Origin of the sequence: Mitsuaria sp. GD03876, from assembly GCF_029840635.1 — a bacterium.
GTDB lineage: Bacteria > Pseudomonadota > Gammaproteobacteria > Burkholderiales > Burkholderiaceae_C > Roseateles.
The window spans coordinates 67,667-82,502 of sequence record NZ_JAOCCU010000018.1 but is presented as its reverse complement, the minus strand read 5'-3'; the positions used below and the strand labels follow the sequence as shown (position 1 = coordinate 82,502).

Sequence of the window (14,836 nt, the reverse complement as noted above, 5' to 3'; positions counted from 1 at the left end):
AACGGAGAAGGGGCAATCCGAATGCGTCGACTGTAGGGCGCGGTGGAGGCGCCATTCATGTCGGCCCTGGTCGAAGATCCCTGACTTTTCTGCATGAATCTGGCGCCTCAGGGTCTTCATTCATTGCCTTGGGCGGCGCAACGACGGAACATGGCCGCCCATGGACCGTCTCAAACAGATCGAGTCCTTCGTGCTGGTCGCGACCAAGGGCAGCCTGACGGCGGCCGCGCAGGCCGAGGGCGTGGCGCCCGCGGTGATGGGTCGCCGCCTGGATGCGCTGGAGGCGCGGCTGGGCGTGAAGCTGTTGCTGCGCACCACCCGCAAGCTGACGCTGACGCACGAGGGCATCGCCTTCCTCGAGGACTGCCAGCGACTGCTGGCCGATTTCGCCAGCGCCGAGGCCAGCGTCAGCGCCGGCGGCATCCAGGCCAGCGGCCACCTGCGGATCACCGCGCCAGCGGGTTTCGGCCGTCGCCATGTCGCGCCGCTGGTGCCCGCCTTCCTGGCGCGCCATCCGGAGGTCAGCGTGTCGCTCAACCTCAGCGACCGGGTCGTGGACATCGTCAACGAGGGCTTCGACTGCGCGGTGCGGGTCGGCGACCTCAGCGATTCGAGCCTGATCAGCATGCGCCTGGCCGACAACCGGCGGCTGTGCGTGGCCGCGCCGTCCTACCTCAAGCGCGCCGGCACGCCGAAGCACCCGTCGGAGCTGACGCGGCATGAATGCCTGATGCTGAGCTCCGATGCGAGCCAGACGCGCGGCTGGGCCTTCCGCATCGACGGCCAGGTCCAGCACCTGCGCCCGACCGGGCGGCTGGACTGCAGCGACGGCCAGGTGTTGCACGACTGGTGCCGGCAGGGCCTGGGCCTGGCGTGGCGCAGCACCTGGGAGGTCGCCGCGGCGATCCGCGCGGGGGAGCTGGTCAGCGTGCTCGACGACTTCGCGGCGCCGCCGAACGGGATCTTCGCGGTGCTGCCGCAGCGCAAGCACCTGCCGCTGCGGGTGAGGCTGTGGATAGACTTCCTGAAGGAACACCACGGCAGCGCCGACTACTGGGCGCGCGCCTCCACCTGGGAGACCCCATGAACCTCGGAGACCCCATGAGCCTCGAAGCCCTGCTGGCCGGCCTGCACATCCTGGCGATCCTCAGCCTGGTCGTGTTCCTGTCGAGCCAGGCGGCGTTGTGCCGCGTCGAATGGATGAATGCGGCGGTGGTGCGGCGGCTGGCGCGGCTGGACATGATCTACGGCATGACCGCGGTGGCGGTGCTGCTGACCGGCCTGGCCCGCACCTGGTGGGGCATGAAGGGCTTCGAGTGGTACTGGCACCAGCCGTTGCTGCACTTCAAGTTCGGGATGTTCGTCGTCATCGGGCTGATCTCGATCAAGCCGACCCTGACCTATCGCCGATGGGTCAAGGCGATCGATGCCCGGCAAGGGATCCCGAGCGACGACGAGGTCCGTGCGACGCGTCGCCTGGTGATGATCCAGGCGCACCTGCTGATGCTGATCCCGATCGCGGCCGTGATGCTCGCGCGCGGCGTCATGACGAAGTGAACAAGGCCCTCGCGAGAGGGCCTTGTCGTTCCGATCATCCGCCGTTTATTTCGCGGACAAACAAGCCTTCATGAACTTGTCGTGCTCGGCCTTGCCGCTCTTGCCGGACGCCTTGTAGTCCGCGTTGCAGGTCTTCATCTTGGTCTGCTGCTCGGTCATCGCCGGCGCGGACGCGGCGGCGGTCTCGCCCTTCAGGCAGCTGCTCATGAAGGCCTTGCGCTCGTCGCCGGACTTGCCCTTGGCATCGGCGTTGCACGTCTTCATGCGCTGCTGCTGCGCGGTCGGGGCCTTCTTGGCCTCGTCCGCGGCATGCGCGCCCAGCGAGGCCAGGGCCAGCATCGCGCCGGCGATCAGCGAGATCGGGGTCAGTCGTGTCATCTCTCTCTCCTTCAGGGGGCTACGGGGTTAAGGAAGGACCTCTGGGCCAGTGGAGCACAGCAACGGGCGCCTCTCAATAGCGGTTGACGGACGTCAAGAGAATGACCGACTCAGACCGATTGACGCCGAACCGGCGCGCCATGCCGACGACGAGTCGGTCGCTGACTCACATGATTCGGCGCGGAGATGCCAGCGCCTCATGCGCCAGATGCAGTCGCCTGACCAGGACCTGGATGAACGCGCGGTCGAAGCGGTGCTGGCACTCGGGACTGAGCTGCCCCAGCGATTCCGGCGTGAAGGACACGGTCGTGCAAAGTTGGGTCACCCGGATGTCGGTGCTGTGACGCCGCAGGTCGGGGTTGGGGGCGAGGTAGGCCATCTCGCCGACCGAGGTGCCGGTGCCCAGCGTCGCCACCAGCGCGCCATCGCGCCAGACCTCGACCTCGCCCTGCGTGATGATGTGGAAGGTGTTGCCTTCCTGGCCCTTCTTGAACAGCAGCACCTCCAGCGGATAACGCCGCCAGCGCGCGCGCCGCACCACCTCCCAGAGCTCCACGTCGCCGAAGCCGGCGAAGAACTCCAGCCCGCGCAGCAGGTTGAAGCGCTCGGAGTCCTTGACCTCGTTGAGCCGCGCCAGCGGCACCAGCTGCCGCGCCACCAGCTCCGACAGCGCCAGGCCGAAGGCCTCCCAGTCGGCGTGGCGCTCGTGCGGATGCTTGGCCAGGGCCTTCTGGATCACCGCGTCGAGCTCCGCCGTCACGCCGCCGCGCTGGCCCAGCAGCGGCTGCGGCGCCTGGTGGTAGATCTGGTGCATCAGCGCCATCTGGTTGGGCGCGTCGAAGGGCGGGCGGCCGCTGACCAGGTGGTAGAGCACCGCGCCCAGCGCGTAGATGTCGGCCTGCGCGCCGACGTCGCCGCCCTCGATCTGCTCGGGCGGCATGTAGGCCAGCGAGCCGACGCGGTGCACCTGCGTCATGTCCGCGTTGAGGTTGAGCGCGCTGCCGAAGTCGCTGACCTTGACGTCGGTGACCTGGCCCTGGTTGTCCAGCACGGCCAGCAGGTTGGCGGGCTTGATGTCGCGGTGCACGACGCCCTGGCGGAACACGTAGGACAGCGCCATCGCGCACTTGAACCCGAGTTCCACGATCTGGTCCAGCGGCAGCAGCCGGTCGCTGCGGCAGAAGTGCTTGAGCGTGACGCCGTGGACGTACTCCATGACGAGGTAGGGCAGGTCGCCGTCCTGCACCGCGTCCAGGATCTGCACGACGTTCGGGTGCTGCAGCCGGCCGGCCAGCGCGGCCTCGGCGGCGAAGAAGCGGATGCTGAGCGTGTCCTCCTCGGAGCGGCCGCCGCCGGACCAGGCGCGCATGCGCTTGATGGCGACCTCCTGCCCCTTGAAATCGTCCATCGCGAGGAAGACGTCGCTGGTCGCGCCCTCGCCCAGCCGCCGCAGCACGCGGTACTTGCCGATCTGCTCCGGCAGGTCGGCCAGCCCGCCGAGCGTCGAGTCGGAGAAGGTGGAAGGGCGGGATTCGCTGGGGGCGCTCATCGGAGGGGCATCGTGCCCCACGGGGAGGGCCTCGACAAGGGGGGCTCACGGTCTCTTACAGGGGAGGACCCCTAAAATGCGACACCATGATCCAAGCCAAGCAGGAATTGCTCGCCGCCCTCGGCACCGTGCTCCAGGGCCTGAGCCAGGAGGCCGTCGACGCCGGCCTCGTCGCCGCCGCGCCGGTGGCCGCTTTCGAGACCCCCAAGCAAGCCTCCCACGGCGACTTCGCCTGCACGGCCGCGATGCAGCTGTCCAAGGCGCTGAAGAAGAACCCGCGCGAGCTGGCCACGACGCTGATCGCCCAGCTGCAGGCGCAGCCAGCGTTCGAGCGCTGGGTCGACGCGCTGGAGATCGCCGGCCCGGGCTTCATCAACATCCGGCTGAAGCCGGCGGCCCGCCAGGCGGTGCTGGGCGAGGTGGTCGCGGGCGCCGCGCGCTTCGGCCACCAGCCGGCGCGCGACACCTCGGCGCTGGTCGAGTTCGTATCGGCCAACCCGACCGGTCCGCTGCACGTCGGCCACGCGCGCCAGGCGGCGCTGGGCGACTCGCTGTGCCACCTGTTCGCGACGCAGGGCTGGAACGTCAAGCGCGAGTTCTATTACAACGACGCCGGCGTGCAGATCGGCACGCTGGCGCAGTCGACGCAGGCGCGGCTCAAGGGCCTCAAGCCCGGCGACGCGGGCTGGCCCGAGTCCGCCTACAACGGCGACTACATCCAGGACATCGCCGAGGCCTTCCTGCGCAAGGAGACGGTCAAGGCGGACGACCGCGCGTTCACCGCCTCGGGCGACATCGACGACCTGGACGGCATCCGCCAGTTCGCCGTGGCCTACCTGCGTCACGAGCAGGACCTGGACCTGCAGGCGTTCGGGCTGCGCTTCGACAACTACTTCCTCGAGTCCTCGCTCTACACCGGCGGGCAGGTCGAGGACGCCGTCTCGCGCATGGTCGCCAACGGCAAGACCTACGAGGACGGCGGCGCGCTGTGGCTGCGCTCCACCGACTACGGCGACGACAAGGACCGCGTGATGCGCAAGTCCGACGGCACGTACACCTACTTCGTCCCGGACGTCGCGTACCACGTGAACAAGTTCAAGCGTGGCTTCTCGAAGTGCATCAACATCCAGGGCACCGACCACCACGGCACGATCGCCCGGGTGCGCGGCGGCCTGCAGGCCACCGGCGTCGGCATCCCGCAGGGCTTCCCCGACTACGTGCTGCACAAGATGGTCACGGTCATGAAGGGCGGCGAGGAGGTCAAGATCTCCAAGCGCGCCGGCAGCTACGTCACGCTGCGCGACCTGATCGACTGGACCAGCCGCGACGCGGTGCGCTTCTTCCTGATCAGCCGCAAGGCCGACACCGAGTTCGTCTTCGACGTCGACCTCGCGCTCAAGGCCAACGACGAGAACCCGGTGTTCTACGTGCAGTACGCGCATGCGCGGATCTGCTCGGTGCTGCGCAAGGGCGCCGAGCAGGGCCATGGCGAGGACACGCTGGCGCAGGCCGATGCCGCGCTGCTGACCGCGCCGACCGAGTACGCGCTGATGGCCCGGCTGGCGGACTATCCCCGCATGCTGTCCGCGGCGGCGCAAGACCTGGCCCCGCACGACGTGGCGTTCTACCTGCGCGACCTGGCCGGCGCGCTGCACAGCTACTATGGCGCCGAACGCGTGCTGGGCGACGACCCGGCCCTGACGCGCGCGCGCCTGGCGCTGCTGGCCGCGACGCGGCAGGTGATGCGCAACGCGCTGGCGGTGCTGGGGGTGTCGGCCCCGGACGCGATGGAACGTGACTCGCAGGAGCAGCAATGAGCAAGCAGAAGCAGCGCGGCGGATTCGCCATGGGCCTGATCGTGGGCCTGCTGCTGGGTCTGGGGATCGCGCTGGGCGTGGCCCTGTACGTGACGAAGGCGCCGGTGCCGTTCGTCAACAAGCTGCCGCAGCGCACCGCGGAGCAGGACGCCCAGGAAGCCGAACGCAACAAGAACTGGGACCCGAACGCGCCGCTGGCCGGCCGCGCGGGCGCGAAGGCCGCCTCGGGCGTCGTGACGCCGGCGCCGGCGCTGGTGCCGCAGACGCCGGCCCCGCAGGTGACCAGCGGCGCGACCCCGGCCCCGGCCGTGGAAGGCCGCCCGGCTGAACGGGCGCCCGCAGCGACGCCGGCGCCGGCCGCCAAGCCCGAGCCGCGCCCGGCCGAGACCCGCAGCGCCGACGGCGCGCGTTCGGACGGGTCGCGCGGCAGCTTCTTCGTCCAGGCCGGTGCCTACACCCGCATGGAGGACGCCGAGCAGCAGCGCGCCAAGCTGGCGATCCAGGGGTTCTCGGCCAAGGTGATGGAGCGCGAGCAATCGGGCCGCACCGTGTACCGCGTGCGCCTGGGACCGTTCGACACCCGCGACGAGGCGGAGTCGCAGCAGAAGAAGCTCGAGGGCGCCGGCGTCGAGGCCAACCTGGTCGCGATCCAGCGCTGAACCGCCGGGGCGTCGATGGGGATGGCCGCGTGCCGTCACCATCGTTCGATCAGCGGTTAATCCCGTTCTAAGCTTGCATTTCTAGGATGGCCGGCCGCCGCGGCGCCGGTCGCAGCGGAACCAACAAGGAATCGAAAAATGAAGCGTCGCGAATTCACCGCCCTCACGGCCCTGTCGACCACCGCGGGTGGCGGCCTGCTCCTGACCGGCGCGTCGGCGCAGGCCCAGGGCGGTCCGATCGAGGGGCGCCAATACCAGCGCCTGGCGACGCCGGTGCCGGGTTCGGCGCCGGGCAAGATCGAGGTGATCGAGTTCTTCTGGTACGGCTGCCCGCACTGCTACGTGTTCGAGCCGACCATCGAGGCCTGGGCCAAGCAGCTGCCGTCGGACGTCGCCTACCGCAAGGTCCACGTGGCCTTCCGCGCCAACGTCAAGATCCACCAGCAGCTGTTCTACACGCTGGAGGCGATGGGCAAGGAAGCGCAGGTGCGCCCCGCCATCTTCAACGCGATCCACCGCGGCGGCCAGTCGCTGACGGACGTCGACGAGATGGCCAAGTTCCTGGCGCCGCTGGGCGTGGACGCGGCCAAGTTCAAGGAGACCTTCAAGTCCTTCACCGTGCAGACCCGCTGCCAGCAGGCCGAGAAGCTCCAGAACCAGTACAACATCGACGGCGTGCCCACCGTCGGGATCGGCGGCAAGTTCATGACCTCGCCGTCGATGGCCGGTTTCGGCCTGCGCGTTCCCGAGGAGGAGCTCGCCCAGCGCTGCGTCCTCATCATGAACGAGCTGGTGGCGAAGGTCCGCACCGGCAAGTGACCCGCGCGTCCGCGCAGGCATGACGGAAGCGCCCCTCGCGGGCGCTTCGTGCTTTCCGGGGTCCGCTTCCCGGGGGCTGCCCGCCCCTCTCTTGGGGGACCGGCGCCGACAGGGCTTGCGCGAACCGGTGTCCGCCGCTTAAAGTGATATCACCTTTTTGGAGGAGCCAGGTGATGAGCACGACCGCAGTCCCGAAGAATGTCCCGCCGCGCACGGCGACGACGCCGCTGGAGCGCCGCGCCGGCACGGCCAACGGCTATGCCGCGCTGCTGATCGGCCTGGGCCTGCTGGCGCTGGCGATCTGGCGCTTCGCGACGCTGGGCCATGACGCGATCGGGCTGCCGCAGCTGGCGCTGGTGCTGGGCGGCGTGATCCTGATGACGGGGCTCTACATCCAGCAGCCCAACGAGGCCCGCGTGCTGATGCTGTTCGGCCGCTACGTCGGCACCGACCGGGCGGCGGGCCTGCGCTGGACGATCCCGCTGTTCATGAGCAAGCGCCGCCTGTCGCTGCGCGCCCGCAACCTGGACGCGCCCACGCTCAAGGTCAACGACAAGCGCGGCAATCCGGTCGAGATCAGCGCCGCGGTCGTGTGGCGGGTCGAGGACACGGCGCGCGCGGTGTTCGAGGTCGACGACTTCGAGCAGTACGTGCGCATCCAGGCGGAGGCCGCGATCCGGCACCTGGCCTCGCAGTTCGCCTACGACGAGGGCGAGGACCTCGACACCCACGAGACCACGCTGCGCGCCGGCGCCGACGAGGTCATGGCCGCGCTGATCGCCGAACTCCAGGCGCGGCTGCATCCGGCCGGCGTCGGCGTGGAGACGGCGATGCTGACGCACCTGGCCTACGCGCCGGAGATCGCGCAGGTGATGCTGCGCCGCCAGCAGGCCGAGGCCATCATCAGCGCCCGCAAGAAGATCGTGCACGGCGCGGTCAGCATGGTCGAGGAGGCGCTCAAGGGCCTGAGCGAACGCGAGATCGTGCAGCTCGACGACGAGCGCAAGGCGGCGATGGTGTCCAACCTGCTGGTGGTGCTGTGCTCCGACAAGGACACGCAGCCCATCGTCAACGCGGGCACGCTCTACAACTGAGCGCCGAGCGGCGACGCACCGATGGGCAGCCCCGGCAAGAAGCAGTTCCCGTTGCGGCTCGATCCCGCCCTGTGGGAGGAGATCGAGCGCCTGGCGGCGATCGAGTTGCGCTCGTCCAATGCCCAGATCGAGCTGCTGCTGCGCGAGGCGCTGAAGCGGCGCGGCATCAAGCCCGCGCCGTCGCCGTCGGCGCGCCGCGGCCGGCCGCCGGTGGCGGGTGAATCCCCGGCCGAGGGCGACGGCGATCCCGGCGCCGATGCCAGCGCCGATGACGGCGACGCCCGGGACGGGCGCGACGAATAACCCGATCGACATCCCCGCCATTCGGCCGCCCGGCGCTCTCCGCACGACCGTGCTAAATTGCGCCGCATGGAAGCCAAGACCGCCCGCAGCGAACTGACCCAGAGCGCCATCGTCGATGTCGCGCTGGAGATGGCGCGCCTGGACGGCCTGGACAGCCTGTCCATCGGCGAGGTGGCCAAGCGGCTGAACCTGTCCAAGAGCGGCGTGTTCTCGCGCATCGGCTCGCGGGAGGCGCTGCAGTGCGCGGTGCTGGATGCCTTCGAGAAGACCTTCCAGCAGGAGGTCATCCTGCCGGCGCTGCGCGAGCCGCGCGGCCTGCCCCGCATGGACGCGATGGTGCGCGGCTGGCTGGGGCGGGTCGACGGGCCGCACGGCAACTGCCTGTACGTGGCCGGCGCGTTCGAGTACGACGACCGCGACGACGCGATGCGCGACCGGCTGCTCGACGGCGTCAGGCGCTGGCGCGCGACGCTGCGCCGCACGCTGGTCCAGGCGCAGGACGCCGGGCAGGTGCGCGAGGACGCCGACCTCGACCAACTGATCTTCGAGCTCGACGGCCTGTTCACCGCGCTGGTCCGCGAGGTGCGCTTCCTGCGCACGCCGGGCGCGACCGACCGGGCCTGGACCAGCTACCGCCGCCTGATGGCGCCGGTGCTGATTCCGGCGGGCAGCGCCGCGGCCGCCGGCGTCGCCCCCGGTTCCCAAGCCTCTCCCGCATCTCCGGCATCTCCGGCTTCTCCCGCCTGAGGACCCCCGACATGACCACGACCCACCCGCTCGCGCCGCCCGATTTCGCACGTGCGTGCGAAATCGTCGGCGACGACGTCCCCTTCCCGCGACCGCGCCTGCCGTCGCCCTTGTCCCTGCCCCGTTCCTGAGGAGTCCATCATGACCATCCTGCTGATCCTGAGCCTGGTGTTCGGCGGCGCGCTGTGGCGCGCCTGGGTGTCGTGGCGGCGGCTGCTGCGCATGCTGCCGCGCCACAACCGCGACCTGGTGCTGTTCTGACCCGGCACCCGGCGGCTGCCGGGCCGGCCGCGGCGCCGCGCCGAACCCCCTCGCCGCCGCCGCGTCAAGCCTTGGCCGTCCCTGTGGTCACGGGATATGCCCGGAGTGGCGATGTCCTGGGGGCTCCTTACACTCGATGGCTTGTTCCATTGAGGAAAGTCCATGGCGTGGTTGATGCGCTGGCGGCCCGTGACCGTCGGCCCCGAGAAGGCGATTGCCCCCGATGAACGCCTGTCCTGGCCGCAGACCGCGGCGCTCGGCCTGCAACATGTGATCGCCATGTTCGGCGCCACCGTGCTGGCGCCGCTGCTGATGGGCTTCGATCCGAACGTCGCGGTGCTGATGAGCGGCGTCGGGACGCTGCTCTTCTTCTTCCTGACCGGCGGCCGGGTGCCGAGCTACCTGGGCTCGAGCTTCGCGTTCATCGGCGTGGTCATCGCCGCGACCGGTTATGCCGGCAGCGGCCCCAATCCCAACCTGCCGCTCGCGCTGGGCGGCATCATCGCCTGCGGCGTGCTGTACACGCTGATCGGGCTGGTGGTCTCGGCCTCGGGCAGCGGCTGGGTCGAGCGGCTGATGCCGCCGGTGGTGACCGGTGCCGTCGTCGCGGTGATCGGGCTGAACCTCGCGTCGGTGCCGATCAAGAACATGGCGCCGACGGCCTTCGACGCCTGGATGCAGGCCGCGACCTTCCTGAGCGTCGGCCTGGTGGCGGTGCATGCGCGCGGCATGCTGCAGCGGCTGCTGATCCTGGCCGGCCTGATCCAGGCCAGCCTGATCTACGCGCTGCTGACCAACGGTTTCGGGCTGGGCAAGCCGATCGACCTGACGGCGGTCTTCGCGGCGCCGTGGTTCGGGCTGCCGCGCTTCCAGGCGCCGGTCTTCGACGCGAAGGCGATGCTGATGATCGCGCCGGTGGCGCTGATCCTGGTGGCGGAGAACCTGGGCCACCTCAAGGCGGTCGGCGCGATGACGGGGCGCGACATGTCGCCCTTCCTCGGCCGGGCCTTCGTCGGCGACGGGCTGGCCACGATCGCCAGCGGCGCGGTCGGCGGCACCGGCGTCACGACCTATGCCGAGAACATCGGCGTCATGGCCGCGACCCGCATCTACTCGACGGCGGTCTTCGTCGTGGCGGCGCTGATGGCGCTGGCGCTGGGCTTCTCGCCGAAGTTCGGCGCGCTGATCCAGGCGATCCCGCTGGCGGTGATGGGCGGCGTCAGCATCGTCGTCTTCGGCCTGATCGCGATCGCCGGGGCCCGCATCTGGGTCGACCACCAGGTCGACTTCCGCGATCCGCGCAACCTGATGGTGGCCGCGATCACGCTGGTCATCGGCACCGGCGACTTCACGCTCAAGCTGGGCGCCTTCACGCTGGGCGGGATCGGCACGGCCACCTTCGGCGCGATCCTGCTGCACGCGCTGCTGCGGCGCGGACGCGCGGATTGAGCATGACGGGCCTGCCGCGACCCGCCTCCCTGGCTTCGGCCGCCGGCCTCGCGCTGGCGCTGCTGGCCGGGTGCGGGCCTCGGCCGGGCGACGGCGCCTCGCCGGCATCGCCGCCTTCGGCCGCGACGGCCGGCAGCGGCGTGCAGGACCGCGCGCTGCAAGGCGAGCTCGAGCAGCAGGAGCGAGTCGCCCAGGCCCATCCGCGCGAACACCTGCGCGAGCTGCAGGCGATCGAGTCGCGGGCCGCGCCCGGCAGCGCCGAGCGGCTGGAGGCGCTGAGCCAGCGCGCGGCGCTGTTCGCGCAGCTGCGCGACCGCACCGGCCACGAGGCCGCGCTGGAGGCGCTCAAGGCCTGGCCCGAGGACGCGCCGTCGCGCGCGCAGGTGCCGCTGGCGCTGATGCTGGCCAAGGCGCAATGGCTCAAGGCCAATGGGGAACTGGGCGCCGGCGTGCGGCTGCTGGGCGGGCTGTCGGAGGTCGACGCGGCCCGGGCCGACCGGCGGCTGCTGTGGCGCGCGGTCGAGCTGCGCGCCTACATGCAGGGCGACTACGGCGAGGTCGACGCCGCGGTCGAGAGCGGCCTCAAGGCGCTCGAGATGGCGCGCGCGATGGAGGCGCACTGGCGGGCCGCGACCACCGAGGCGACGCTCGCCTTCAACTACTTCCGCAGCCAGCAGACCGACCATGCCAAGCGCACCGCGCGCGAGGCGCTGGCCGCGGCGCAGCAGGACCCGGACCCGGTGCTGATGTACTCGGTCCACACGATCCTGGGCATCGTCTATTCGCAGGACGAGGATCCGCGCCCCAGCCAGCAGGCGCGCGAGCAGGCGCTGCAGTACGCGCGCGAGGCGCAGGCGCCGACGCTGCAGGCGCTGGCGCTGGGCAACCTGGCCGACTACGAGCTGCGCAGCGGCAACTACGCGCAGGCGCTGGAGCTCTCCACGCAAAGCCTGGCGCTGGCGCACGAGAGCGCCGACATCTCCACCGAGATCCTGGCGCGGCACAACATGGGGATCGCGAAGATCGGGCTGCGCAAGCTCGACGAGGGCAAGCGCGACGTGCTGCAGGCCATCACGATGGACGCGCAGCGCGAGGCCGGCAGCTACACCGCCGACGCGTGGCTGGAGCTGGGCGGCTACCTGGAGAAGTTCGAGGACCTGGCCGGCGCGGTCGACGCGTACCACCGCTCGCGCAAGGAATTCGACGCGGTCCTGCGCGACGAGACCCGCAAGGCGGTGCTGGAGGCGCAGGCGCGCTACGAGGACCAGCAGCGCCAGCGCGAGATCCGGCTGCTCAACCAGGACAACAGCCTCAAGAGCGAGCAGATCCGCACCCGCGACCTGCAGCTCAAGCTGTGGGCGGAGGTCGGCGGCTGCGTGCTGCTCTCGAGCGCGCTGCTGGCGCTGGCCTACCGGCGCATCCGTCGCACCAACGCGGCGCTGGCGCAGACCAATGAATCGCTGCGGGTGCAGAGCGAGCGCGACCCGCTGACCGGGCTGGCCAACCGACGCCACTTCCAGCAGGCGATCGCGCGGCACACCCGCGAGTCGGGCGGCCTGCGCGGCAGCCTGTTCCTGATCGACATCGACCACTTCAAGCGCATCAACGACCAGTGGGGCCACGCGGCCGGCGACACGGTGCTGGTCGAGGTCGCGCGCCGGCTGCGCGGCGTGCTGCGCGAGCAGGACCTGGTCGTGCGCTGGGGCGGCGAGGAGTTCCTGATCCTGGTGAATTCGGAATCGACCGAGGACGCGCGCCAGCTCGGCCAGCGGCTGCTGGACCAGATCGGCGGTCTGCCGGTCGACCACGGGCCGCTGCGCATCCCGATCAGCGCGTCGATCGGTTTCGCCAGTTTCCCGATGGCGCCGCAGGACCTGACGCTGGCCTGGGAGCGGGCCATCGACCTCGTCGACACGGTGATGTACATGGCCAAGGCACATGGCCGCAACAAGGCCTATGGCGTCGCGGCGATGCAGGCACGCGACCGCGACCAGTTGCTGGCGCTGGCCGGCCGCATCGAATCGGCCTGGCACCAGGGCCAGGTGCAGCTCGTGAGCCTCATCGGCCCGGTGCAGGAGGGACGCGCATGAGCCGCCGGCCGACGCGATGCCCGCGCGTTCTGGAGCGCCTTCCAGAGCGCCTGCGCCGACGGCTGACCGGCGGCCTGTCCGCGGCGTTTCTGGGCGCGCTGCTCGGCGCGACGGCGCCCGGCGCCCGCGCGGAGATCCCCGACCGCGCGTTCGACGCGCAGCTCGTCCAGCTCGACCGCTTCGGCTACAACGAGCCGGACAAGGCCGCGCAGCAGCTGCGCGCGCTGCTCGCCGATCCGGCGCATGCGTCGCACCGGACGCACCTGGTCTACGCGCTGGGCCGCAACCACGTCTACGCCGGCCGTCCCGACGAGGCCCGTCGCATCGCCGCCGAGCTCGAGACCCGTCCCGGCGGCAAGCCGCTGGCGCGGGTGCTGCTGGCGGAGCTGCAGGACCGGCTCGGCCAGACCGGGCGCTCGGGCGAGATGGCGCAGCAGGCGCTCGACGAGCTGGCGCCGACCTGCCCGGCGCCGCAGAACCAGGCCGTGCCGCCGGGCTGCGACGCGCGCGTCGCGCTGCAGGCGCTGCGCCTGGTGGCGCGGGCCCAGGGCGCGCGCGGCGAGTACGCCTTCGTCGACACCACGCTGCGGCGCGCGCTGGCGCTGGCGCAGGCGCTGCAGGACCACAACGCGACGGGGCTGATGATGGCCTCGCTCGCGCTCAACAGCCAGGTGCGCGACGAGTCCGAGGCGGCGCAGCAGTGGATGGCGCAGGCGTGGCAGCTGGCGCAGGGCGACGTCGCGGCGATGAGCCGCGTCAAGATGTACGAGTCGATGGTCGCGTCGCGCCGCGGCGACCGCGCGACGCAGATGGGCACGCTCGAGGAGGCGCTGCGCCTGGCCGAGCAGGCCGGCGCGCGGCGCGACGTCGCGCTGCTGCAGAACAACCTGCTGGACGCCTACATCCACACCGACCAGTCGGCCAAGGCGGTCAAGCTGGCGCAGCTGGCGTTGCCGGTGGTGCAGTCCTACCGCGACCAGACGGTGGAGCGCACGCTGCGGCACAACCTGGCGGTGGCGCTGGTGCAGCAGCGCCAGTTCGAGCCGGCGCGGCGCGAGGTGGCACGCGTCGTCGAGCTCGCGCAGGGCGACTACGACCCGGTGCGCCGCGCCCTGCAGCTGCGCGAGCTGGGCGAGGCCTATGCCAAGGTCGGCCAGTGGAAGGAAGCGCTCAAGCTCTATCACGAGGAACGCGCGCTGAGCGCCGAGACGGCGCGGCGCAACCGCGAGTCCTCGCTGCAGCAGCTGCGCCTGAAGTACGACAGCGAGGCCAAGCAGCGCGACCTCGAGCTGCTGCGGCGCGAGCAGACGCTGAAGGACCGCGAGCTCGACAACCGCGAGCTGGCGCAGTACGTCGGCGTCGGGCTGGCGGCGCTGATGGGGCTGTCGCTGGTGTTGATCGGCGTGATGCTGGCGCGGGTGCGGGAGGCCAATCGCAAGCTCAAGGCCAACCAGAGCCTGCTGCGCGCGCAGAGCGAGCGCGATCCGCTGACCGACCTGGCCAACCGCCGCCACTTCCTGGCGGTCATGGATCGCCACGCGAAGGACGTCTTCACCGGCGCGCTGCTGATGATCGACATCGATCACTTCAAGCATGTCAACGACCGCTACGGCCATGCGGCCGGCGATTCGGTGATCGTCGAGGTCTCGCGGCGCATCGCGCAGGCGGTGCGCGCGGAGGACCTGGTCGTGCGCTGGGGCGGCGAGGAGTTCCTGGTCTTCGCGCGCAACGTCGCGCCGGACCAGCTGCAGCTGCTGGCCGAGCGCATCCTGTTCATCGTCGGCCAGGAGCCGGTGCGCACCCAGGCGGGCGCGCTGCGGGTGACCTGCTCGATCGGCTTCGCGCATTTCCCGTTGCCGCCGGCGCAGCTGGCGCTGCACTGGGAGCAGGCGGTGAACTGGGCGGACATGGCGCTGTACACGGCCAAGTCGCAGGGCCGCAACCGCGCGCGCGGCATCGTCACCGTCGAGGCGGGCGACGCGCAGGCGCTGATCCAGATCGAGGCGGACTTCGATGCCGCCTGCAGTTCCGAACGCGTGCAGCTCCAGACCATCCTGGGCCCGGAGCCGCCCGAGGTGCCCGAGGCCGCGGCCTGACGGCGCGGGCGGCCTCC

13 protein-coding genes are annotated in these 14,836 nt (G+C 70.9%); 11 read left to right on the top strand and 2 right to left on the bottom strand.

Annotated features, from left to right (window positions below):
* Positions 1 to 160 precede the first annotated feature (160 nt).
* Complete coding sequence (locus N5D62_RS13565) at positions 161 to 1,087, top strand: LysR family transcriptional regulator (RefSeq protein ID WP_279758353.1); 927 nt, start codon at positions 161 to 163, stop codon at positions 1,085 to 1,087.
* Positions 1,088 to 1,101: 14 nt separating this feature from the next.
* Positions 1,102 to 1,557, top strand: coding sequence for a DUF2214 family protein (locus tag N5D62_RS13560; protein WP_279758352.1), 456 nt, complete (start codon positions 1,102 to 1,104; stop codon positions 1,555 to 1,557).
* Between the two features lie 45 nt (positions 1,558 to 1,602).
* Here the strand turns inward: N5D62_RS13560 and N5D62_RS13555 are convergent, their stop codons facing one another.
* Positions 1,603 to 1,935 (bottom strand): PsiF family protein, encoded by a 333-nt coding sequence (locus N5D62_RS13555; protein ID WP_279758351.1) that lies wholly within the window; start codon positions 1,933 to 1,935, stop codon positions 1,603 to 1,605.
* A gap of 166 nt (positions 1,936 to 2,101) precedes the next feature.
* Positions 2,102 to 3,484, bottom strand: a complete 1,383-nt coding sequence (locus tag N5D62_RS13550) for a serine/threonine-protein kinase (protein ID WP_279758350.1) — start codon at positions 3,482 to 3,484, stop codon at positions 2,102 to 2,104.
* Between the two features lie 86 nt (positions 3,485 to 3,570).
* Here N5D62_RS13550 and argS point away from each other — a divergent pair, with 86 nt between their 5' ends.
* The 9 genes from argS (at position 3,571) to N5D62_RS13505 (ending at position 14,819) form a co-directional block, all read left to right on the top strand.
* Positions 3,571 to 5,301, top strand: a complete 1,731-nt coding sequence (gene argS, locus N5D62_RS13545; RefSeq protein ID WP_279758349.1) for an arginine--tRNA ligase — start codon at positions 3,571 to 3,573, stop codon at positions 5,299 to 5,301.
* Positions 5,298 to 5,960, top strand: a complete 663-nt coding sequence (locus N5D62_RS13540) for an SPOR domain-containing protein (protein WP_279758348.1) — start codon at positions 5,298 to 5,300, stop codon at positions 5,958 to 5,960. Before argS ends, N5D62_RS13540 begins: the two co-directional genes overlap by 4 nt.
* Positions 5,961 to 6,098: 138 nt before the next feature.
* Positions 6,099 to 6,779 carry a thiol:disulfide interchange protein DsbA/DsbL gene (locus N5D62_RS13535; protein ID WP_279758347.1) on the top strand — a complete coding sequence of 227 codons (681 nt, stop codon included), beginning with the start codon at positions 6,099 to 6,101 and terminating at the stop codon, positions 6,777 to 6,779.
* A gap of 173 nt (positions 6,780 to 6,952) precedes the next feature.
* Positions 6,953 to 7,873 (top strand): SPFH domain-containing protein, encoded by a 921-nt coding sequence (locus tag N5D62_RS13530; RefSeq protein WP_279758346.1) that lies wholly within the window; start codon positions 6,953 to 6,955, stop codon positions 7,871 to 7,873.
* Positions 7,874 to 7,894: 21 nt separating this feature from the next.
* Positions 7,895 to 8,176 carry a hypothetical protein gene (locus tag N5D62_RS13525; RefSeq protein WP_279758345.1) on the top strand — a complete coding sequence of 94 codons (282 nt, stop codon included), beginning with the start codon at positions 7,895 to 7,897 and terminating at the stop codon, positions 8,174 to 8,176.
* Positions 8,177 to 8,242: 66 nt separating this feature from the next.
* The gene (locus N5D62_RS13520; protein ID WP_279758344.1) at positions 8,243 to 8,923 is read left to right on the top strand and encodes a TetR/AcrR family transcriptional regulator; all 681 of its coding nucleotides are present in this window, start codon (positions 8,243 to 8,245) and stop codon (positions 8,921 to 8,923) included.
* 423 nt (positions 8,924 to 9,346) lie between these two features.
* A complete protein-coding gene (locus N5D62_RS13515) occupies positions 9,347 to 10,633 on the top strand; it encodes a solute carrier family 23 protein (protein WP_279758343.1) in 1,287 nt (428 codons plus the stop codon).
* 2 nt (positions 10,634 to 10,635) lie between these two features.
* Complete coding sequence (locus tag N5D62_RS13510) at positions 10,636 to 12,723, top strand: GGDEF domain-containing protein (RefSeq protein ID WP_279758342.1); 2,088 nt, start codon at positions 10,636 to 10,638, stop codon at positions 12,721 to 12,723.
* On the top strand, positions 12,720 to 14,819 hold the full coding sequence (locus tag N5D62_RS13505) for a GGDEF domain-containing protein (RefSeq protein ID WP_279758341.1): 2,100 nt from the start codon (positions 12,720 to 12,722) through the stop codon (positions 14,817 to 14,819). Before N5D62_RS13510 ends, N5D62_RS13505 begins: the two co-directional genes overlap by 4 nt.
* Positions 14,820 to 14,836: the final 17 nt, after the last annotated feature.